Raw genomic sequence first — 19,438 nt, 5'->3', positions numbered from 1 at the left:
TAAGAGAATCGATGCTGAGAAGTTGCTCGGACGAATGAGTGTTTCAGGCCGCGGCGAGCGCAGCAGCGTCACCCTGTGGTGCGATGACCTCGACGAGTGCGTCGGTCTGGAGGGTCGCGACCGGCGCCATCGCACCGGCCACATCGCGCAGCACGTCGCTGATCTCGACCTCGAGTGCGACACAGATCGATGCGAGCAGTTCGCTCGACGCCTCCTTCTGCCCGCGCTCCACCTCAGACAAGTAGCCGAGGCTCACGCGCGCATCAGTCGACACGTCCCGCAGTGTCCGGCCCTGGCCGGTCCGCACACGGCGCAGCTGATCGCCGATCGCCTCACGCAGCAGCACTGTCACGTGTTCTCCTCCCGCACTCTCAGGTCGCGAAATCATTCTCACAAGCCGTGTCGACGACACTATCCGAATTTACCAACGCTCGTCGCCGACGTCGTGTTCCTCATCAGCCATCGGACCGACCTCACGCCGACGCCGATCCCGACTTGCGCAGGCGGATCGCCTGCCACACGTAGTCCAGGCCGGTGACGACTGTGGCCACCACCGCGGCGATCATCACGATCCAACCGATGGTGTGCAGCGGTCCGACGTCGGGGAGCGTGAACAAGCCGATCGCCACCGCCTGCAGCAGTGTCTTCAGCTTGCCGCCGCGGCTCGCCGCGATGACGCCGTGCCTGATGACCCAGAACCGCAGCACTGTCACGCCGATCTCGCGGGCGAGGATCACGATCGTCACCCACCACGGAAGGACACCGAGTATCGATAGTCCAAGGAGCGCTGCTCCGATCAGCGCTTTGTCGGCGATCGGGTCGGCCATCTTGCCGAAGTCCGTCACCAGATTCCACCCGCGGGCGATCCGGCCGTCGACCTGGTCGGTGATCGCGGCGACCGCGAAGATGACGAACGCGGCGATGCGCCACGTCGTCGACTCCCCCGAATCGATGAACAACGCCACCACGAACACCGGCACCAGGACGATGCGGAACATCGTCAACGCGTTCGCGACGTTGATCACCGGCGGCACGGCCGACACATGATCACCGTCGACACGGCGCACTGGTTCAGTCACGGACGTAAGCCTATCGGCACGCCGTCCGACGACCGCTGCCGGGCAGACGCATACCTGCGACTATTCTTGTCTTCCATGTCGCACCAGCAGTCGCCGCCACGTCCCGACGGGTCGTCGGAGATCGTCGTGCGCCGAGCCCGGACCTCAGACGTACCGCGCATCAAGCAGCTGATCGACGTCTACGCGGGCAAGATCCTGCTGGAGAAGAATCTCGTCACCCTGTACGAGGCGGTCCAGGAGTTCTGGGTGGCGCAGATCGACGACACGGTCGTCGGCTGCGGCGCCCTGCACGTTCTGTGGTCCGATCTCGGCGAGGTGCGCACGGTCGCGGTCGCACGAGAGTGTGCGGGTCGCGGCGTAGGTCACCGCGTGGTCGCGAGACTGATGGACGAGGCGCGCAACCTCGGTCTCCAGCGGGTGTTCGTCCTGACCTTCGAGACGACGTTCTTCGGCAGACACGGCTTCGTCGAGATCGACGGAACCCCGGTCACGAAGGAGGTCTACGAGGAGATGACCCGCTCGTACGACACCGGCGTCGCGGAGTTCCTCGACCTCAGCTTCGTGAAGCCGAACACGCTCGGCAACACCCGCATGCTCGCCCACCTCTAGCCCTCAGGAGCCCCGAAGTGCCACTGTTCCACGTCGAGTACACCTACGCCGCCGACAAGGCAGACGTCCGGGACGAACATCGCCCCGCGCACCGCGAGTTCCTCGGAGCCCTCCACGAGACCGGTGAACTCCAATTCGTCGGCCCGTTCGTCGACGGCACCGGCGCAGCACTCATGGTGACCGCGGACGACGAGCAGGCCGCGCGTGCACTGCTCGACCGCGACCCGTTCGCGATCGTCGACGCCGTCTCCGCCGTCCGCGTCACCGAATGGAAGCAGGTCTTCGGGCCGTTCTGACTCATCAGCCCAGCGACGATCCCCACGAACCGTCGGAGCTGCCCATGGAGCTGCCTGTCGGAGTCGTGCAGCCTCGGACCGTGATCGAACGGGGCTTCCAGAACGCAAGCGCCTGTGTCTGCGGACCGAGGTACACGCGATAACGAATGGTGTACGTCCCGTCGCTGCTCGCGGGTGGAGCAGGCGTCACGGTCCGCAGGTCGAACGTGACCTCGGTGGTGTACGGCGTTGTCAGAGCCGAGCCGTTGAAGTTCGTGTACACGCCGCCGTACCCGTAGCGCTGCTCCGCCGGGAAGTCGGTGGGCACTGCGCTGCGCAGTGATCCCAGGTTCGCCGCGGCGGCCTCGTCGTTCGGCGGCGAGTACCGCCCCACTGCTTCCTTCGCACCCGCGATCAACCGCCAGGGCGCAGGCAAGGGATTCGGATAGCCGGGATTCCGGTTGTACCCGGTGACCAGTTCGGCGTCCGCGGGCGCCCACGGCTGATCCTCTTGCGCGAACCAGTAGTCGAGCGTGTACCAGTTGTGGGCGTTGGTGTAGTTCTCCATCGTGAGCGTGACCGTGCATCGCCAGTCGTCGGCTGTGGCGGACACCCGGATACCCGAACCGGCAGCAGGCTCCGCACCGACCGAGGCGGGTGACGCTGTCGCGGTCGCGGTCGCCGCGAGTGTGAGCACGGCGACCGCGATGGAGCGCAGACGTGTGAACTTCATGAGGAGCCTCCTGGTGGGGTCGTCCACCAGGAAGCTACGCCCTCACCAATCCACCCGTCGCGGGGTCGGAGCAGATTCGTCTGATCAGACCGAAGCGTCGCGCCGCTTGGACACCACCAGGCTCGCGACGGTGGTCACCAGCAGGGTTCCGCCGATCACCGCCAGCGAGAGCGGAGTCGAGATCTCCGGGACGTGCACCGACTGGCCGCCGTTGATGAAGCCGAGGGTGTTCTCGTGCAGTGCGTGCAGGACCAGCTTCACGCCGATGAACGCGAGGATCAGCGAGAGTCCGTACGACAGGTAGATCAGCTTGTCGAGCAGTCCGCCGAGCAGGAAGTACAGCTGGCGCAGTCCCATCAGGGCGAATGCGTTGGCGGTGAACACCAGGTACGGCTCCTGGGTGAGCCCGTAGATCGCCGGGATCGAGTCGAGGGCGAAGAGCACGTCCGTGAATCCGATGACAACCAGGACCAGCAGCAGCGGAGTGATCATTCGCTTGCCGTCCACCTTGGTGATCAGACGATCGCCGTCGTAGGTGTCAGAGGTCCGGAAGAACTTCTTGACCACTCGTTCGAGGCGGCCTTCGCGCTCCTTCTCGTGCTCGACGGGCGCATCGCTCTCGGTGAGCAGCTTGACGGCGGTGAGCAGCAGGAACAGGCCGAACAGGTAGAACACCCAGCTGTAGGTGTTGATCGCGGCCGCGCCGACGGCGATGAATGCGCCGCGCATCACGAGCGCCATCACGATGCCGAGCAGAAGGACCTTCTGCTGGTAGATCTTCGGTACCGCAAACTTGGCCATGATGACGACGAACACGAACAGGTTGTCGACGGACAGCGCCTTCTCCGTGACGTAACCGGCGAAGTACTCCCCGCCGTACACGCCGCCCCACTGCCACCACACGAATCCGCCGAAGGCGATGGCGATGGCGATGTAGACCGCCGACCAGAATCCCGACTCGCGGAGTGTCGGTTCGTGCGGAGTGCGGACGTGGGCGAAGAAGTCGAAGACGAACAGCCCCAGGATCACCAACCCGGTGATGATCCAGGTGGTCAGAGAAACGTGCATGAAAAAAACCTCCAGCGTTCAGCTCGATTGAGCGATGCTGGAGGTCTCTCCCACCGTCACCCGAGTGACGGCGGCGCTCCGGGAGCGAGCCCGACATCCGATCGGCGGATGCCCGCGGCAAGTCCGTATTGACGGAGACGCCATAGGTAAGGGGATACTCCCCTCCTGATCACCGTCAGTCTAGCGAACCGTCGTCGGACCCGCCACCGGTGATCGATGCGATCACCCCGGCGAGGTCCTCCGGCTTCACCAGAACGTCGCGCGCCTTGGATCCCTCGCTGGGCCCGACGACGCCGCGCGTCTCCATCAAGTCCATGAGCCGTCCCGCCTTCGCGAAGCCCACACGCAGTTTGCGTTGCAGCATCGACGTCGACCCGAACTGGCTGGACACGACCAGTTCGATCGCCTGCAGGAGGTCGTCGAGATCGTTGCCGATGTCGGAGTCGATCTCCTTCTTGTCCGACGCCTTGGCAGAGGTCACGCCCTCGGTGTACTCGGGCTCCGACTGCTCCTTGGTGAACTCGACGACCGCAGAGATCTCCTCGTCGGTGATGAACGCACCCTGCATGCGGATGGGCTTGTTGGCTCCCATCGGCAGGAACAGACCGTCGCCCATGCCGATCAGCTTCTCGGCACCCGGCTGATCGAGGATCACTCGAGAGTCCGTGAGCGAGCTCGTTGCGAACGCGAGTCGTGACGGCACGTTGGTCTTGATCAGGCCGGTCACGACGTCGACCGACGGACGCTGAGTGGCCAACACCAGGTGTATTCCCGCCGCACGCGCCTTCTGCGTGATGCGGACGATGGCGTCCTCCACGTCACGCGGCGCGGTCATCATCAGATCGGCCAGCTCGTCGACGATCGCCACTATGTAGGGGTACGGCTTGTACACGCGCTCGGAGCCCAGCGGTGTGCTGATCTCACCCGAACGCACCTTCTCGTTGAAGTCGTTGATGTGGCGCACACGGGACATCTTCATGTCCATGTAGCGCTGTTCCATCTCTTCGACGAGCCATGCGAGGGCCGCGGCGGCCTTCTTCGGCTCGGTGATGATCGGCGTGATGAGGTGCGGAACACCCTCGTACGGCGTCAGCTCGACCATCTTCGGATCGATCAGGATCATCCGAACGTCTTCGGGCGTAGCCCGGGTCAGCAAGGACACGAGCATCGAGTTGACGAAGCTCGACTTACCCGAGCCCGTGGAACCGGCGACCAACAGGTGCGGCATCTTCGCGAGGTTCGCGCTGACGAAGTCGCCTTCGATGTCCTTACCGAGGCCGATGATCAACGGGTGATCGTCACGCCTGGTGCTGGGCGCGTCGAGGACGTCGGCCAGGCGCACCATCTCGCGGTCGGAATTGGGCACCTCGATGCCGACGGCGGACTTGCCGGGGATCGGCGCCAGCAGGCGCACGTTGTCGGTCGCGACCGCATATGCGATGTTTCGCTGCAACTGGGTGATCTTCTCGACCTTGACCGCCGGTCCGAGTTCAACCTCGTAGCGCGTGACTGTCGGGCCCCTGGTGTAGCCGGTGACGGCTGCGTCGACCTTGAACTGTTCGAGGACGGAGTTGATCCGGTCGATCATGTCCTCGTTGGCCGAGCTCCCCGTTTTCGGCGGGTCGCCTGCGATCAGCAGGTCGGCGGGTGGCAGTTCGTAGCCGCTGTCGTTCGCACGCGGCACCGCGGGAGCGCGAGGCGCGGGCGACGGAGTCGGCGCGGGCTCACGGCGCGCGGGGCGTCGACGCGGCGCAGGTTCGACGGCCGACGCAGGCGCCGGATCCAGGTCGGCCAGCGGACCGATCGGCTCAGTGATCTGCGTATCGGGCAGGATCGGCTCTGTCACCAGATCCGGCATGTGCGCATCGCGGTCCTCTCCCGCGGTGCGTCGCCCCGACACCGAGGGCGACGTCCGGGAAGCGCGGTCGTGCTCGGCACGACTGCTCGACCGCGCGGGCCGCTCCCTCGTCGGCCTGTCGCTGCGTGCGCGACGCTCCTGCGGCCGGCGACGCTCGTCGGGCGGGTAGTTGTCGTACGGATCGCCGTAACCGTCGTCGGCATCGTCGGACGAGTCGCCGGTGTCGAACGGAGCTGGGTCCGGTGTCGCGTCGACATCATCCTCTGCGATGTCGTCGTCGTACTCGTCGTAGTCGTAGTCGTAGTCGTCGTCCGAGTAGTAGTCGTCCTCGCCGTACCGGTAGTCGCGGCCGAGGCCGAGGTACTCCGACGCGCCGTGGATCACGTCGCGCAGGGTCCGACCGCTGAGTGCGAGGATGCCGAACGCAGCGCACAACAGGTACACCGGAACCGACAGCCACACGGTGACCGCATCGGTGAGCGGACCGCCCACTGCGTAGCCGGCGAATCCGGCCGCATCGGCTCGGCCGTCGTAGTCGCGGGGCGCACCCTGGATCAGGTGTGTCATCCCCAGCAATGCGATCGAGAGCAGCACAGTACCGCCGACGTTGCGGACACGACGGTCAGGGTTCGGCGCGAAGCGCATCAAGCAGGCGGCCAACGCGAGGTGCGCCACCGGCACCGCGTAAGCCAGCGATCCCACGCAGGCCCTGATCAGGGTGTCGATGAATGCACCGACGGGCCCGAGTGCATGGAACCAGACACCCACGGCGGCGATCCCACCGAGTAGGAGAATGGCCAAGGCCAGCCCGTCCCGGCGCGCGGACGGCTCGTCATCACGCTGTGCACCGATTCGGGCGACGTTGCCGACTCCCTTGGCGAGCATGGTCCACGCGGATGCGGCACCGTGCCCGACGGTCACGACGACCGATGGACGGTGCAGGTCCTGAGACTTGGTGGCGGCGCGCGGCGCCGCCCGACCGGCGGGCGCCTTGCGCGCACCCGCCTGCGGTTTTCCGCCGCGACCCTTCTGTGCACGATCCTTCTGTGCACGATCCTTCTGTGCACGATCCTTCTGGGGCTGCCGATTGCTTGCGGGCTTCCGGCTCGCAGCCGCCCGAGGCGCGGAGGTGCCGGCAGCCGCACGTCGACGCGTGGTTGCTTGAGAAGCCATGGGTCCAGACTAGTGCCCCTCCGTCACAACAGTCACACCCGCAACACCGGAACGGCACGGGTCGTGTTCTTTTCGTGACGTTGGGCCGCGGTCGGCGTCAGACGGAGCGTTCGCTTTTGCGGACCGCGTCGACCGCCGCTTGGGGGCCGGTCACGGTCACGTCGACTGGTGCGCGTCCGAATGCGAAGAGCAGCAGTTCACCTACCGAGCCGGTCACGGCGACCGATTCCCCACGACCGACGGTCAACAGTTCACGCCCGTCAGGCGACCCGAGGGTGACTCGAGCGGGAGCCTTCGCGAGTGTGAGGCGTCCCACCAGGGACAGTGGAGTCTCCAGCGCCCGGTTCATCGCCGACGACAGTTTCCGCGGCAGGAACGGGCCGGTCGGGTCCGCTCCCCCACGCAGCAGATCCTCGTGATGGACAAACATCTCGGCGAGATTGAGCACCGAGTCGAGAGGCCGGAACGGCGAGTACCACGGCGGACCGTCGAGCACGGTCCGCATCAGCACCGGCCACGGCTTGGCGGCATACGACGCTTCCACCGACCGAGCGTGCCCGGACAGCGGAGGCAGAATCATCGCGGCCGCGGCGTCGAGGCGTCGCTCCCGGATGGCGAGGTGGACGGCCAGGTCACGGGCCGTCCAACCCTCACACATCGTCGGAGCGTCGGGGCCGACGTTCCGGAGCGTCGCGACGAGAGCCGCACGTTCGTCTCGGGCGAGGGACACCGCTAGTCGTCTCCGACGGCGATCACGGTCGGCACGATCATCGGTCGGCGGCGGTACTTGCCCGCCACCCAGCGGCCGACCACCCGGCGCACGGCCTGTGCGATGCGATGAGTGTCGGTGACGCCTTCGTTGGCGAGTTCGGTGAGCGTCTTCTCCACCAGCACAACGGCCTCGGTGAGCGCGGTCGGGTCGTCGGAGAAGCCGCGGCCGTCCACTTTGGGTGCGCTGACCGCAACGCCGGTCGTGGTGTCGACGGCGACGGAGATCGAGATGAATCCACCCTCGCCGAGAACGAGGCGATCGGACAGTGTGGAGTCGCCGACGTCGCCGACGGACAGCCCGTCGACGTAGACGTGACCCACCGGTACCCGGCCGGTGATCTGCGCGCGTCCGTCGACGAGGTCGACAACCACGCCGTCCTCGGCCAGCACGATGCGGTCGGAGGGCACTCCGGTCGCCTCGGCGAGCGCCGCGTTGGCGCGCAGGTGGCGCCATTCGCCGTGAACCGGCATGGCGTTGGACGGCCGGACCGCGTTGTACAGGTACAGCAGTTCGCCCGCGGACGCGTGACCCGACACGTGAACCTTGGCGCTGGCCTGCGTGATGACCGTCGCGCCCCGCTTGGCGAGACCGTTGACCACGGCGAACACCGAGTTCTCGTTGCCGGGGATCAACGACGACGCGAGGACGACGAGGTCGTCGGCGCGCACGTTGATCTGGCGATGCTCGCCGCGTGCCATCCGGGACAGCGCAGACAGGGGCTCGCCCTGCGAGCCGGTCGAGATGAGGACGAGGCGGTGGTCGGGCAGCGTGGCGGCCGTGTCCATGTCGACGACAACACCTTCGGGCACCGAGAGGTACCCGAGATCCTGCGCGATCTGCATGTTGCGGACCATCGAGCGACCGACGAATGTCACGCGGCGGCCGTGGCGGTACGCGACGTCGACGATCTGCTGGATGCGGTGGACGTGGCTCGCGAACGACGCGACGATGACCCGCTGCTTAGCCTTGCCGATCACGTTGTCGAGAACGCCGCCGATGTCGCGCTCTGGCGTCACGAAGCCGGGGACCTCAGCGTTCGTGGAGTCGACGAGGAAGAGGTCGACGCCCTCGTCACCGAGTCGTGAGAAGCCCGCGAGGTCCGTGAGGCGGCCGTCGAGGGGCAGCTGGTCCAGCTTGATGTCGCCGGTGTGCAGGACGAGACCCGCTGGAGTGCGGATCGCGACGGCCACCGCGTCGGGAATGGAGTGGTTGACCGCGAAGAATTCGCAGTCGAACGCGCCGAAGTCCTGACGGTCGCCCTCGGCGACTTGGATGAGCTTCGGCCGCAGGCGGTGCTCTCGGCACTTGGCGGCGACAAGCGCCAGGGTGAATCGCGAACCCACGACGGGGATGTCGGCCCGGAGCTTCAACAGGAACGGAACGGCGCCGATGTGATCCTCGTGGCCGTGTGTCAGGACGACGGCCTCGATGTCGTCGGTGCGTCCCTCGAGGTAACTGAAGTCGGGCAAGATCAGGTCGACGCCCGGCTGCTGGTCTTCGGGGAAGAGTACACCGCAGTCGACGATGAGGAGCTTGCCGTCGTACTCGAAGACCGTCATGTTGCGGCCGATCTCACCGATACCGCCGAGCGCGACGACGCGGAGGCCACCCTTGACCAGCGGCTTCGGCGCGGTCAGGCGATCGATGATGTCACCGGTGACGCCGATGCCCGTCGCCTCGGGAACGGCGGGGCCCGCCTTCTTCGGGGGCTTCTGGTTCTCGCTCGGAGGTCCTGCCGGACGCCCGGCGCGACGACGACGCTGTGAGCCTGCCATGTCAGATCACCTCCGCGGTGCGCAGATCGTTGATGAGTGCCTCGATCTGCGGGCCGTCTGCGGCGACCTGAGGCAGTCGCGGGTCGCCGACGTCGAGGCCGGTGATCCGGAGTGCGGCCTTGACCATCGTCACTCCCCCGAGCCGACCCATCGCATCGACCAGCGGTGCCATCGAGCGGGTGAGCGAGCGAGCGCGGTCGAGGTCGCCTGCGGCCGCGGCGTCGCGCAGGGCGGCGAGCCGGTCCGGGACCAGGTGGCCGATCACGCTGACGAATCCGGAGGCGCCGACGGACAGCCACGGCAGGTTGATGCCGTCGTCGCCGGACAGGAACTCCAGGTCGGTCTGCGCCATGATCGTGGCGCCGGCGTGCAGGTCGCCCTTGGCGTCCTTCACGGCCTTGATGTTGGGATGCTCGGCCAGGCGCAGAATCGTCTCGGTCTCAATCGGGACAACCGATCGCGGCGGGATGTCGTAGAGCATCACCGGCAGGTCCGTGGCGTCGGCGACGGCGGTGAAGTGGGCATACACGCCGGCCTGCGGCGGCTTGCTGTAGTAGGGGGTCACGATGAGCAGTCCGTGCGCACCCGCGTCAGCAGCGTCGCGACAGCGTCGGATCGTCTCCGCGGTGTCGTAGCTGCCTGCGCCCTGGATGACGCGGGCGCGGTCGCCTACGGTGTCGAGGACGACCTTGAGGAGTTCGGCCTTCTCGGGAACGGTGGTCGTCGGAGACTCTCCTGTGGTGCCGGAGACGACGAGGCCGTCACAGCCTCGCGAGACGAGTTGGTCGGCCAGCTCAGCCGCCTTGTCGAGGTCGACCTCACCCTTCGACGTGAAGGGGGTCACCATCGCCACCGAGACCGTTCCAAACGGGTGTTTCACGCGCCCTGCGTCTGCGGTTTCCATGCCGCTCAGGCTACCGCCTGGGCAGGTGTGATCGACCGTTAGCCCTCGAAAACGAACGGTGATGTCGCAACGTGGGTTCCGTCCGCGAGTTCACCGATTTCGAAGTCTCCGAACGCGGTCGGCGCAATGTCTGCGAGCTGCCGCAGACATTCGACAGCGAGTTGGCGGATCTCGACGTCTGCGTGCTCGGTGGCGCGCATGCCGATGAAATGACGCCACGCCCGATAGTTGCCGGTCACGACGATCCGAGTCTCCGTCGCGTTCGGGAGCACGGCGCGGGCCGCTTGGCGGGCCTGTTTGCGTCGCAGAATCGCGTTCGGGACGTCGTCGAACTTGGCTTCGAGCTCGGTCAGCAGCTCGGTGTACGCGGCACGCGACGCATCGGTGGCTCTGACGAACAACTCTTCAAGACGCTCGTCGCCCCGGATCGCGGGCGGCGCGACCACGTTGGAGTCGTGTTCGGGCACAAAACGCTGAGAGAGCTGCGAGTACGAGAAGTGCCGGTGACGAATCAGTTCGTGTGTGCACGACCGGGAGATTCCAGTGATGTAGAAGGTGACGTTCGAGTGCTCGAACAAGGAGGTGTGTCCCACTTCGAGGACGTGCCGCAGATAGCCGGCGTTGGTCGCCGTGCGCGGGTTCGGCTTGTCCCAGCTCTCATAACACGCGCGACCGGCGAATTCGATGAGCGCTTCGCCACCGTCGGTGTCGGTGCTCCAGTCGATGTCGGCGGGCGGCGTGAACTGCGTCGAGGCCACCAGTTGCACCTTGAGCGGCACGAGTTCGGACACCGTTGGACTCCTGACAAGCCGGTCTGCGGCCCGGCGAGTGTCGGACCCTGTTGAGCTCATTGTCTCGCAGGGTCGACTGTCGGAGTCAGCCGACCCAGTCGATCAGTGCGATGGCGACGTCTTCGTTCGCCAGCAGCGAGAAGTGATGAGCTCGGTCCAGGTGGACTCCGTTCGCGGGGTCGAATCCGATGCGGCGCGCGCGGTTCTCGCCGCTCGCACTGGTCCGCAGCACGAGGCCGTCGCCGATCAGGCGCCCTATCGGGTTGCGCGGCGAGCGAGTGATCGTCGCCGACGCGAAGTAGTGGTCGACGCCGGGCAGCAGCGGGAGCTCTTGGGCGATCGCCGCGCCGAGTTCGTCGGGATCGCGATGCTCCCAGTCGGCGTCGACGAGACTGCCACCGCGCAGGTCCCGGATGCCGGCGCTCCGCCGTCGCAGGAGGGTGCCGAACGACGCCGTCTCGCGGAAGGCCAGCAGTGCGGCGCTGCCGTAGTGGGCGAGGCTCTCCAGCGGAGCGCCCAGGTGAGGCGTTCCGAGGCTCGCGGTGGCGGTGACGTGGCGGACCCAGCCCTGTCCGACCTGATCGGCGTGATGAACGGCGCTACGCAGCACCAGTCCGCCCATCGAATGTCCGACCAGAATGATCTGTTCGACGTCGACCGGCCAATCCTGGACGAGTTGGTCCAGCCGCTGCGCGAGTCCGCGACCGTTCACCGAGATGTGGCGTCCGGAGTTGTATCGGACGTGCACCGGAGTGTGTCCGAGCTCGGCGAACAGCGGCCCGTAGTGCGGCCCCTCCCCGATCTCGAACGCGTGCTCGGTCTCCATCAGTCCGTGCACGAAGACGATGATCTTGCCCGTCGCGTCCGGATACGCAGCCGCGACGGCGTCGGTTCCGAACTCCACCGGCGCACCGTCCACTCGGAGCGTCACCCCGCCGTCGGCGAGAACGGACCGGCGGTCCGCGAGGTCGTCGCCGATGAGCCCGGCGACCGCGGCGATGACCGTCGCTCCGGTCTTGGTGTGCGATGGAGGGACGGCGAGCGGCAGGTCGGCGAACGCACCGCCGACAGTTGCCGCGGTGTCGGTGCTTGCTCGTATCGCCGAGTAGACCCCGTCGGTGATCGCGTCGTGCACCGTCTTGACCGGATCGGACGCTCGGCCCGCGACGAGGCCGACACAACGGAACACGCGGTCGGAGATGCCGCGGTGAGTGCGATGCACCCCTCCGACCGCGACCCCGATCTCGGTGAAAGCGAGGTCGGTGAGCGCACGGACTTCGTCGGTGCGGACGTCGGTGAGCGTGTCGTGAACTGCGGTCATGAGAATTGAGTGTACATACGTTCACTCATATTGTCTGCCGGTGCAGTTGCCCTGCGCAGGTGGACGATCGGGTGCATCATGATCGTCGTGAACACTTTCTCCCTCCGTCGCCGTACTGCGGCGATCGCCCTATCCACCACGCTTCTCGCAGCACCTGTGGCCTCGACCACGCTCGCCTCACCCGCGTCTGCCGCTCCGGGCGCGAGCCCGGCGCTGTCGTCGGCGGTCTTCACACCCGGCCGCGAGATCGGCCTCGTCGGTACTCAGAACACTCGTACTCTCGACGGCTATCGAGGACTCGGCGGCAAGCACGTCAACAACCTCGTCCTGCGCAGCGACAATCTCTCGAAGATCACCGCCGCCGACACCCGCAAGCTCACCAAGCGTCACGTCACGACCATCGTCGACCTGCGCACCGGCCTGGAGAAGCGCTTCCAGGCCAACCGACCCGTCCCCGGCGCCCGCACGGTGAACGCCGACGTCCTCGGCGGATTGCCGCCGATCGCGCTCGTCGACCTGAAGCAGGCCTATTCCGCTTTTGTCACCGACAAGCAGGCCCGCACGGAGATCCGCCGTGCGCTCCTCACCATCAAGTCGACCGCCGCCCACGGCCAGACGACGCTGTACCACTGCTCGGCGGGCAAGGACCGGACCGGTTGGGTGTCCGCGACGCTGCTGACGATCCTCGGCGTCGACCGCGGAACCATCAAGGCCGACTTCCTCGCCTCGAACCGATTCCGTCACGCATCGCCGAACGACGTTCTCAACGGAGTCAATATCGGTCTGCTGAACACGTCGTTCGCGGCGGCGAACCGCAAGTACGGCTCGATGGACGGCTACATCCGCAAGGGTCTGCGCCTGACCGACGCCGACATCAACTCTCTCCGCGCGAGCCTCCTGCGCTGACCGGGCGGTCCTTTCGACTCGCTCCGCTCGCTCAAGGAGCAGTGGGAAGCGCTCTTCCTCCACTGCTCCTTGAGCGAGCTTGGTTCCCACTGCTCCTTAAGCGAGCTTGCTCCCACTGCTCCTTGGGCGAGCCTGCGAGTCGAAAGGCCCGCACCCCACACCAAACTCAGTCGCGGACGACGGCCCCGAGCTTGGTGTAGGTGTCTTCCCAGCCGTGGACGTGGACGGAGTCGATGCCGAGGTCGGCGACGGGGCGGTCGTTGCCGCCGTCGTCGAGGCGGTCACCGAAGAACAGGATGTCGTCGATGTCGAGGTCCAGGATCTCCATGAGACGACGCGCGCCGAACGCCTTGTCGATGCCCTTCGCAGTGATGTCGACGGACGTCGAACCCCCGCTGCGGACCTCGAGCTCGGGCAGGCGGGCCGCGGCGTACGAGCGCAGCGCCTCCTTCTTACGGCCGTCCGGATCCCACGCCGCCTTCGCGTCGACGGGCGCCGACTGGCCGAGCGCGGAGAAGGTGACCTGACTGCCGCGGTCTTCGAGGATCGGGCCCCACGTCTTGGACTCCCAGAGGCCGAGTTCGCGAGCGCCCTCTTCGACGACGGCCATCGCGAGTGACTTCTGCTCCGCGGAGAGGTCTTCGGCGTAAACGGTCTCCCACTCGTCGCCGGACCAGCGGACGTAGCGGGTGCCGTTGGTGGGCATCAGGTGGAGGTTCGCCTTGTCGGGGAAGTCGCCGAGTCGGTCGAGGACCTGTGACTGGAACTGCCCGTACTGTCCGCCGGAGATGATGCATCCGAGGCTCGTCGCCAGCAGTTCGCGGAACAGTTCGACCATCTCATCGCTCATCGCCGTCTTCGACGGCGCGAGGGTGTCGTCGAGATCGAACATGACGAGCTTGTACGACTTTCCGTCGCGAGTGACTCCATCAACCATGGCTGGGACTTTACTGGCCGGTACCGCCGATCACCCATTCGAACGCCGATGCCCTCGACCGCGCCCCCTGCGCCGTCTTCGATCGCGAGGTCTCCCCGAGTTCGGCGAGCAACTCCTCGCCCGCTTCGACGAGCGTCCCGAGCAGCTTCGGTGTGAGGTAGTCGGGCCGGGTCGCGAACAACAGGTCTTCCGACGACGTGTTGCCACTCGCTCCCGGGGCGAACGGGCAGCCGCCCAGACCGCCGAGTGCACCGTCCACCATGTGGGCGCCCGCTTCGATCGCGGCGAGCGAGTTCGCGACGCCCATCCCCCACGTGTCGTGGCCGTGGAAGACGAGGCGTCGCGCTGCGGCGTCGACTGTTCGAAAGAGGTCGGACACCTGTGCCGGGTGCGCTTGGCCGAGCGTGTCGGCGAGGACGATGTCGTCGGCCTCCACCGTGCGCGGATCGGCGACGATGCCCCGGACTCGGGCGGGATCGACAGGCCCGTCGAACGGGCACGTGAACGCCGTCGCGATGCACAACTGGATACGCCCGCGCGCTTCGCGGATCATGTCGATCGCTTGCGGCATCGCGGCAACGCTGTCCTCCGTCAGGCGACCGATGTTCGCCTTGTTGTGGGCGTCGGACGCCGAGAAGCAGTACTGCACGTTGCGCGCTCCCGCCGCGATCGCCCTCTCCACGTGTCGAGGCGTCGCGACCCAGATCCAGCAGCGTTCGAGCTCCTCCGGCGTGAGGGCGGCGACCACGTCGAGCGACCCCGCCATCGGCGGCACCAGATCGGGCCGGGCCATCGACCCGATCTCGAGCTCAGGCACTCCCGCGGCCAGCAACGTCCGCGCCAGGCCGACACGGGTCTGCACATCGAGTGCCTTGCCCGTCAACTGCAAACCGTCACGGAGAGTCACATCGCGCAGGATCGCGTCGCGGAGGGCTGTCATGTCGCGAGTGTATCGACGCTTCGAGCGAGTCATCCATCGTGGAGGAATCGCGCCCGGATCTCGTCGGTGTGCTCACCGAGGTCCGGTCCGACGGAGCGGATCGGCAGCGACCTCTCGCCGAGGACAGGCACGATGCCGGGAAATCCGACGCTGCGCAGGGTGCCTGCCCCGGTGTCGACATCGAAGTGCTGCACCATGTTCCGCGCTTGGTACTGCTGGTCGGCGACGATGTCGGCGGCGGTGTAGATCGGGCCGGCCGGAACGCCCGCGTCGTCGAGTACTGCGAGCACCTCTGCGCGAGGCAGGGTCGCGGTCCAGGCGCCGATCGCGTCGTCGACTTCGTCGCGACGCCGCCAGCGCCCGTCGTTCGTCGACAGGTCGGGGTCGTCGGCGAGATCGGGGCGACCGATGGCCCGCATGTAGCGTCCGAAGATCGCGTCGGCGTTGCCGGAGATCACCACCGACAGTCCGTCGCCGCAGGTGTAGCCGTTGGACGGTGCGATGCCTTCCATCCGACCGCCGGTCCGCTCGCGGGTGACGCCGTACGCGCCGAGGTCGGGCACCAACGACTCCATCATCGAGAAGATCGCCTCGTTGAGTGCGACGTCGACGATCCTGTCCTCGAGCGGCAGCGGTTCGGGCGACTCGTCGCGGCGGCGCAGCTGCCCGTACAAGGCCATGACCGCGCCGAACGCGCCGTACAACCCCGCGATCGAGTCGCCGATGGACACGCCAACGCGCACCGGTGGCCGATCGGGATCTCCGACGAGTTCCCGGAAGCCGCCGTAGGCCTCGGCGACGGCCGCGAAGCCCGGCCGTTCGGCGTAGGGCCCGGTCTGCCCGAACGCTGAGATGCGCACGAAGATCAGGTCCGGATTGGCCTCGCTGAGCTCCGCGGGGCCGAGTCCCCACTTCTCGATCGTCCCTGGACGGAAGTTCTCGAGGACAACGTCGCAGTGCGCGGCGAGCGCCCGCACGTCGTCGCGACCCTCATCGGTCCGCAAGTCGAGGACGATGGACTTCTTGTTCCGGTTGATCGTGCGGAACAGCATCGATGTTTCGCCGTCGTACAGGCGCCAGTTGCGCAGTTCGTCGCCGGTCTCGCGTTCCACTTTGATGACCTCGGCACCGAAGTCGGCGAGCATGCGCCCAGCGGTCGGCGCGGCGATGTAGTTGCCGAGTTCAAGAACCCGCACACCGTCCAACGGCAGTCGGCGAGCCATCAAGCAGGCAGTGCGTCGAGGGTGACGATGACTGCGGTGCCCTTGTCGCCGCTCTTCGCCACACCCGTACCGGTGCGGGCGACACCGTCGAGCACGATGCTGATCGGCTCGGGTCCCGGCTGGAAGTTGCGCCACCACGTCTTCTGCGACGGAGCGGCCACCCCGATGACCACGGTGTCGTCGCCCTTACGCTGGAAGGCGACCGGCAGACTGATCGTCCGACCGCTCCGACGCCCGGTGTAGGTGATCTCGGTCATCGACGACCGCAGTTTCGGTCCGATGATCGGGGCCTTCATGATCGGCAGCATCACTGCATTGACAGCCTTGGCAACACGCTGGAAAGTGTTCACACCGAACAGCTTAGGTGCGTCGCCAATTCTCCGCGGGCGTGGACGTTCACCTCGTCCAGCCCGCGCCAGCGGGCCATCGCCTGCAGGTCGACAGCGAGCCGCTGCGCCACCTCTGCCCTGTCGACGTCCGGTTCGACGTGCGACGCCAGAACCTGCAGCACCCCGGCCGCACGATCGGCCTTGAGGTCGACGCGCGCAACGACCCTATCGTCCATCAGGTACGGCAGGACGTAGTAGCCGTGCACCCGTTTGGCTTCGGGCACGTAGATCTCGATGCGGTAGTGGAAGTCGAAGAGTCTCTCGGTGCGCGGCCGGAAGAACACGAGCGGGTCGAACGGCGACAGCAAGGTGCTGCGACGCACGGACCGAGGAGTCCGCGCGTCCCGATGGAGATAGGCGGCGTCGCGCCAGCCGTCGACCGAGATCTCGGTCACGACTCCGTCGTCGACGAGGTCCGGCAGAACGGCACGTACCTGCGCGGTGGTCATCCGGTAGTAGTCGGCGAGATCGGCGACTGTTGCGACACCGTGCGCGGCGGCAGCCTGTCCAACCAACACGCGATGTGCATCGTGCCGCGGAATCTTCAATCTCGCACGCTCGTCACCGACGATGCGTTCGGCGAGGTCGTAGTGCCGGACGAAGTTCGCGTTGCGTGTCGCGGACAAGTCACCGGAGGCGAACATCGCTTCGCAGACGTGTTTCACATCGCCGCGGTCCCACCAGCTTCCGGCCGCCGCCGAGGGTCGTTCGATGCCGAGCGCGCCTTCGATCTGCCGTGGCGTCGACGCTCCCCGCGCGACGATCACCGCGCGGATGTCCGCCGCGAGCTCGCCGTTGCGTCGCATCACATCGCGCGTGTAGCGGTAGCGGCCGTCCCGGTAGTCGTCCATCCGCCAGCGCATCAACGGCCAGTCGTCGAGCGGGATCAATGCGGCCTCGTGCGCCCAGTACTCGGCGTACAGGCGCGGCGACCGTTTGGTGTCCGACCAGGCCGCGCGATCGAGAAGTCCCTCGTCGTACGGCCCGATCCGGCTGAACGTCGGCATGTAATGCGCGCGCGCCAGAATGTTCACCGAGTCGATCTGCAGAAACCTGGTGCGGCCGACGACCCGCTTCAGATGGCTTCGGGTCGGCGCTCCCGACGGCATCGGGTCAGTGAAACCCTGCGCGGCGAGCGCGATGCGCCTGGCCTGAGGCAACGAGATGTCAGCGGTCACCGTGTGTCCTTCAGTACAAGCGGGAGTCCCACCGCGAGGAGCGTGACCCGGTCGCAGGCGGCGGCAACCCGTTGATTGAGTCGTCCGAGATTGTCGACGAACGCCCTGGACTCCGGGTCTGCCGGCACCACACCCGCCCCGATCTCGTTGGAGATCACGACGACTCGTCCGGGCGGGCCGTCGAGGACAGCCACCAGGTCGTCGAGTTCACGCTCGCGGTCCGTCGGAGGGTCGACGCCGTAGTGCAGGTTGGCCAGCCACATGGTGAGACAGTCGACGATCACGACGGTTCCGTCGGCGGCGTGGCGTCTGACCGCATTCGCGAGATCGTACGGCTCCTCGACGGTTGTCCATTCGGTCGGTCGGTCGACGCGGTGGCGTGCGATCCGCGCCCGGGTCTCCGCGTCGCCCGCGATGGCCGTGGCGACCACGATCACCCGGTCGCCCGTCTCCGCTGCCAGCTCCGACGCGTGCCTGCTCTTGCCCGACCGGGCGGCACCGACGAGGAACTCGCTTGTCACGGCAGTGGGCGTCGTCGATAGTCGACGAATCGGTACAGCGTTCCGGTCTTCGAGTACATCCAGTCCCCTGTGGACTCGGCCTGCCAGATGTCGAGGTCGATCTCGGGTGCGAACGCATCGGCACCCTCGACGTGCAGATCGATTTCGGTGACCCGGAGGTCCGTCGCGAGGGTCATCGCCGCCGCGTAGATCTCGCCTCCGCCGATCACGGATGCGACACCGTCGACGAGGTCGAGAGCATCCTGTAGACCGGCGACCACCTCGGCGCCCGGCGCGTCGAACGCACTGTTCCGGGTGACGACCACATTTCGTCGGCCCGGGAGTGGGCGGAACGACGCCGGGAGCGACTCCCACGTCTTGCGTCCCATGATCACCGCTCCGGCGCCGGTGAGCGCCTTGAAGCGGGCCATGTCCTCGGGAACGCGCCACGGGATGGTGTTGGCCTTCCCTATTGCTCCGACACGGTCCTGCGCCCAGACGAGTGCGACCGTCATCGTTGCTCCGCTCGCGCGGAGACTCGGAAGGTGCGGATCAGTCCGATCAGTACGGCGCCCATCATGACGGTGAAGCCTGTCGCCAGAGCGATTCCGCTGCCGATCTCGTGGACTGCGAGTCCGATGCCGGCGTACAGCAGAGAGAGTCCGACTCCGACGAACACCAGCATCGTCTCGCCTTCGCGGTACAGCGCCTGCGCGTTGGCTTCGGTGACTCTCACTGGGAGGTTGAACAGTTGCGGCTTGCGCGCGAGGAACGGAAGCACTGCACCGATCACCGTGAAGATCGCCGCCAGGATGAGCACCGACCACCGCGGACCGAACGAATCCGCTTCTCCCAAACCGTTGAAATGCGTCGGAACCTCGCCGGGCAGTGACGGATAAGTCACCAGAAGCGTGACGGTCACGATGGCGGTCACAGCAGGGCCCACCCAACGGAATGCACCGGTGATCGGACCGGTCCGATAGTCAGGGGCGGGCCGATCCTGTTTA

Annotated in this window: 21 protein-coding genes; 3 read left to right on the top strand and 18 right to left on the bottom strand. The window is 66.7% G+C overall.

Translation table 11 applies throughout. From position 1 onward, the window contains the following. Positions 1–43: 43 nt before the first annotated feature. Both JVX90_RS06750 and pgsA read right to left on the bottom strand, forming a co-directional pair. Entirely contained in the window at positions 44–352 is a 309-nt protein-coding gene (locus JVX90_RS06750; RefSeq protein ID WP_205331626.1) for a helix-turn-helix transcriptional regulator, read from the bottom strand. Positions 353–473: 121 nt separating this feature from the next. Then, on the bottom strand, positions 474–1,079 hold the full coding sequence (gene pgsA, locus JVX90_RS06745) for a CDP-diacylglycerol--glycerol-3-phosphate 3-phosphatidyltransferase (RefSeq protein WP_240194078.1): 606 nt from the start codon (positions 1,077–1,079) through the stop codon (positions 474–476). A 75-nt stretch (positions 1,080–1,154) separates the two neighbouring features. Between pgsA and JVX90_RS06740 the strand changes: the two genes are divergently transcribed. Both JVX90_RS06740 and JVX90_RS06735 read left to right on the top strand, forming a co-directional pair. After that, the gene (locus tag JVX90_RS06740) at positions 1,155–1,688 is read left to right on the top strand and encodes an amino-acid N-acetyltransferase (protein WP_205331625.1); all 534 of its coding nucleotides are present in this window, start codon (positions 1,155–1,157) and stop codon (positions 1,686–1,688) included. 17 nt (positions 1,689–1,705) lie between these two features. Next, positions 1,706–1,984 carry a YciI family protein gene (locus tag JVX90_RS06735; RefSeq protein ID WP_205331624.1) on the top strand — a complete coding sequence of 93 codons (279 nt, stop codon included), beginning with the start codon at positions 1,706–1,708 and terminating at the stop codon, positions 1,982–1,984. Positions 1,985–1,988: 4 nt separating this feature from the next. Here the strand turns inward: JVX90_RS06735 and JVX90_RS06730 are convergent, their stop codons facing one another. The 8 genes from JVX90_RS06730 to JVX90_RS06695 form a co-directional block, all read right to left on the bottom strand. Continuing rightward, on the bottom strand, positions 1,989–2,696 hold the full coding sequence (locus tag JVX90_RS06730; RefSeq protein ID WP_205331623.1) for a hypothetical protein: 708 nt from the start codon (positions 2,694–2,696) through the stop codon (positions 1,989–1,991). Positions 2,697–2,780: 84 nt separating this feature from the next. Continuing rightward, complete coding sequence (locus JVX90_RS06725) at positions 2,781–3,764, bottom strand: TerC family protein (protein ID WP_205331622.1); 984 nt, start codon at positions 3,762–3,764, stop codon at positions 2,781–2,783. A gap of 175 nt (positions 3,765–3,939) precedes the next feature. Next, positions 3,940–6,795, bottom strand: a complete 2,856-nt coding sequence (locus JVX90_RS06720; RefSeq protein ID WP_205331621.1) for a DNA translocase FtsK — start codon at positions 6,793–6,795, stop codon at positions 3,940–3,942. Positions 6,796–6,892: 97 nt separating this feature from the next. Then, positions 6,893–7,525: a TIGR03085 family metal-binding protein gene (locus tag JVX90_RS06715; RefSeq protein ID WP_008379293.1), complete on the bottom strand. Its 633-nt coding sequence runs from the start codon at positions 7,523–7,525 to the stop codon at positions 6,893–6,895. Between the two features lie 2 nt (positions 7,526–7,527). Further along, positions 7,528–9,342 (bottom strand): ribonuclease J, encoded by a 1,815-nt coding sequence (locus tag JVX90_RS06710; protein WP_240194077.1) that lies wholly within the window; start codon positions 9,340–9,342, stop codon positions 7,528–7,530. Between the two features lies 1 nt (position 9,343). After that, entirely contained in the window at positions 9,344–10,246 is a 903-nt protein-coding gene (dapA, locus tag JVX90_RS06705) for a 4-hydroxy-tetrahydrodipicolinate synthase (RefSeq protein WP_205331620.1), read from the bottom strand. A gap of 38 nt (positions 10,247–10,284) precedes the next feature. Beyond that, positions 10,285–11,037, bottom strand: a complete 753-nt coding sequence (gene thyX / locus JVX90_RS06700) for an FAD-dependent thymidylate synthase (RefSeq protein ID WP_205331619.1) — start codon at positions 11,035–11,037, stop codon at positions 10,285–10,287. 85 nt (positions 11,038–11,122) lie between these two features. Then, a complete protein-coding gene (locus JVX90_RS06695) occupies positions 11,123–12,358 on the bottom strand; it encodes an alpha/beta fold hydrolase (protein ID WP_205331618.1) in 1,236 nt (411 codons plus the stop codon). A gap of 78 nt (positions 12,359–12,436) precedes the next feature. On the opposite strand from JVX90_RS06695, the gene JVX90_RS06690 reads away from it, so the two are divergent. Further along, positions 12,437–13,264: a tyrosine-protein phosphatase gene (locus tag JVX90_RS06690; protein WP_205331617.1), complete on the top strand. Its 828-nt coding sequence runs from the start codon at positions 12,437–12,439 to the stop codon at positions 13,262–13,264. A gap of 166 nt (positions 13,265–13,430) precedes the next feature. On the opposite strand, the gene JVX90_RS06685 is transcribed toward JVX90_RS06690, so the two are convergent. From JVX90_RS06685 to JVX90_RS06650, 8 genes are read right to left on the bottom strand one after another with little or no spacing between them, the layout of a single operon-like run. Further along, positions 13,431–14,201, bottom strand: a complete 771-nt coding sequence (locus JVX90_RS06685) for an HAD-IIB family hydrolase (protein WP_205331616.1) — start codon at positions 14,199–14,201, stop codon at positions 13,431–13,433. A gap of 10 nt (positions 14,202–14,211) precedes the next feature. Then, positions 14,212–15,141 carry a hydroxymethylglutaryl-CoA lyase gene (locus tag JVX90_RS06680; RefSeq protein WP_205331615.1) on the bottom strand — a complete coding sequence of 310 codons (930 nt, stop codon included), beginning with the start codon at positions 15,139–15,141 and terminating at the stop codon, positions 14,212–14,214. A gap of 29 nt (positions 15,142–15,170) precedes the next feature. Then, complete coding sequence (locus JVX90_RS06675; RefSeq protein WP_205331614.1) at positions 15,171–16,364, bottom strand: CoA transferase; 1,194 nt, start codon at positions 16,362–16,364, stop codon at positions 15,171–15,173. Then, positions 16,364–16,714, bottom strand: coding sequence for a nitroreductase/quinone reductase family protein (locus tag JVX90_RS06670; protein WP_205331613.1), 351 nt, complete (start codon positions 16,712–16,714; stop codon positions 16,364–16,366). The genes JVX90_RS06675 and JVX90_RS06670 overlap by 1 nt, the downstream gene beginning before the upstream one ends. Continuing rightward, positions 16,711–17,931 carry a crosslink repair DNA glycosylase YcaQ family protein gene (locus tag JVX90_RS06665; protein ID WP_205331612.1) on the bottom strand — a complete coding sequence of 407 codons (1,221 nt, stop codon included), beginning with the start codon at positions 17,929–17,931 and terminating at the stop codon, positions 16,711–16,713. The genes JVX90_RS06670 and JVX90_RS06665 overlap by 4 nt, the downstream gene beginning before the upstream one ends. Next, a complete protein-coding gene (gene cobU / locus JVX90_RS06660; protein ID WP_205331611.1) occupies positions 17,928–18,452 on the bottom strand; it encodes a bifunctional adenosylcobinamide kinase/adenosylcobinamide-phosphate guanylyltransferase in 525 nt (174 codons plus the stop codon). Before cobU ends, JVX90_RS06665 begins: the two co-directional genes overlap by 4 nt. Further along, on the bottom strand, positions 18,449–18,946 hold the full coding sequence (locus JVX90_RS06655) for a dihydrofolate reductase (RefSeq protein WP_205331610.1): 498 nt from the start codon (positions 18,944–18,946) through the stop codon (positions 18,449–18,451). Before JVX90_RS06655 ends, cobU begins: the two co-directional genes overlap by 4 nt. Next, the gene (locus JVX90_RS06650; protein ID WP_205331609.1) at positions 18,943–19,365 is read right to left on the bottom strand and encodes a DUF1648 domain-containing protein; all 423 of its coding nucleotides are present in this window, start codon (positions 19,363–19,365) and stop codon (positions 18,943–18,945) included. Before JVX90_RS06650 ends, JVX90_RS06655 begins: the two co-directional genes overlap by 4 nt. Between the last annotated feature and the right edge of the window lie 73 nt (positions 19,366–19,438).

The organism is Gordonia sp. PDNC005 (assembly GCF_016919385.1).
Taxonomy (GTDB): domain Bacteria; phylum Actinomycetota; class Actinomycetes; order Mycobacteriales; family Mycobacteriaceae; genus Gordonia.
The sequence above is the reverse complement of the archived record's forward strand: the minus strand, read 5'-3'. Positions and strand labels throughout refer to the sequence as shown.

Excerpts from the sequence above, each read along its gene's own strand:
- JVX90_RS06740 (WP_205331625.1), top strand. The coding sequence starts at position 1,155 with ATGTCGCACCAGCAGTCGCCGCCACGTCCCGACGGGTCGTCGGAGATC.
- JVX90_RS06730 (WP_205331623.1), bottom strand. The coding sequence starts at position 2,696 with ATGAAGTTCACACGTCTGCGCTCCATCGCGGTCGCCGTGCTCACACTC.
- JVX90_RS06725 (WP_205331622.1), bottom strand. The coding sequence starts at position 3,764 with ATGCACGTTTCTCTGACCACCTGGATCATCACCGGGTTGGTGATCCTG.
- JVX90_RS06720 (WP_205331621.1), bottom strand. The coding sequence starts at position 6,795 with ATGGCTTCTCAAGCAACCACGCGTCGACGTGCGGCTGCCGGCACCTCC.
- JVX90_RS06710 (WP_240194077.1), bottom strand. The coding sequence starts at position 9,342 with ATGGCAGGCTCACAGCGTCGTCGTCGCGCCGGGCGTCCGGCAGGACCT.
- dapA (WP_205331620.1), bottom strand. The coding sequence starts at position 10,246 with ATGGAAACCGCAGACGCAGGGCGCGTGAAACACCCGTTTGGAACGGTC.
- JVX90_RS06695 (WP_205331618.1), bottom strand. The coding sequence starts at position 12,358 with ATGACCGCAGTTCACGACACGCTCACCGACGTCCGCACCGACGAAGTC.
- JVX90_RS06690 (WP_205331617.1), top strand. The coding sequence starts at position 12,437 with ATGATCGTCGTGAACACTTTCTCCCTCCGTCGCCGTACTGCGGCGATC.
- JVX90_RS06685 (WP_205331616.1), bottom strand. The coding sequence starts at position 14,201 with ATGGTTGATGGAGTCACTCGCGACGGAAAGTCGTACAAGCTCGTCATG.
- JVX90_RS06680 (WP_205331615.1), bottom strand. The coding sequence starts at position 15,141 with ATGACAGCCCTCCGCGACGCGATCCTGCGCGATGTGACTCTCCGTGAC.
- JVX90_RS06675 (WP_205331614.1), bottom strand. The coding sequence starts at position 16,364 with ATGGCTCGCCGACTGCCGTTGGACGGTGTGCGGGTTCTTGAACTCGGC.
- JVX90_RS06655 (WP_205331610.1), bottom strand. The coding sequence starts at position 18,946 with ATGACGGTCGCACTCGTCTGGGCGCAGGACCGTGTCGGAGCAATAGGG.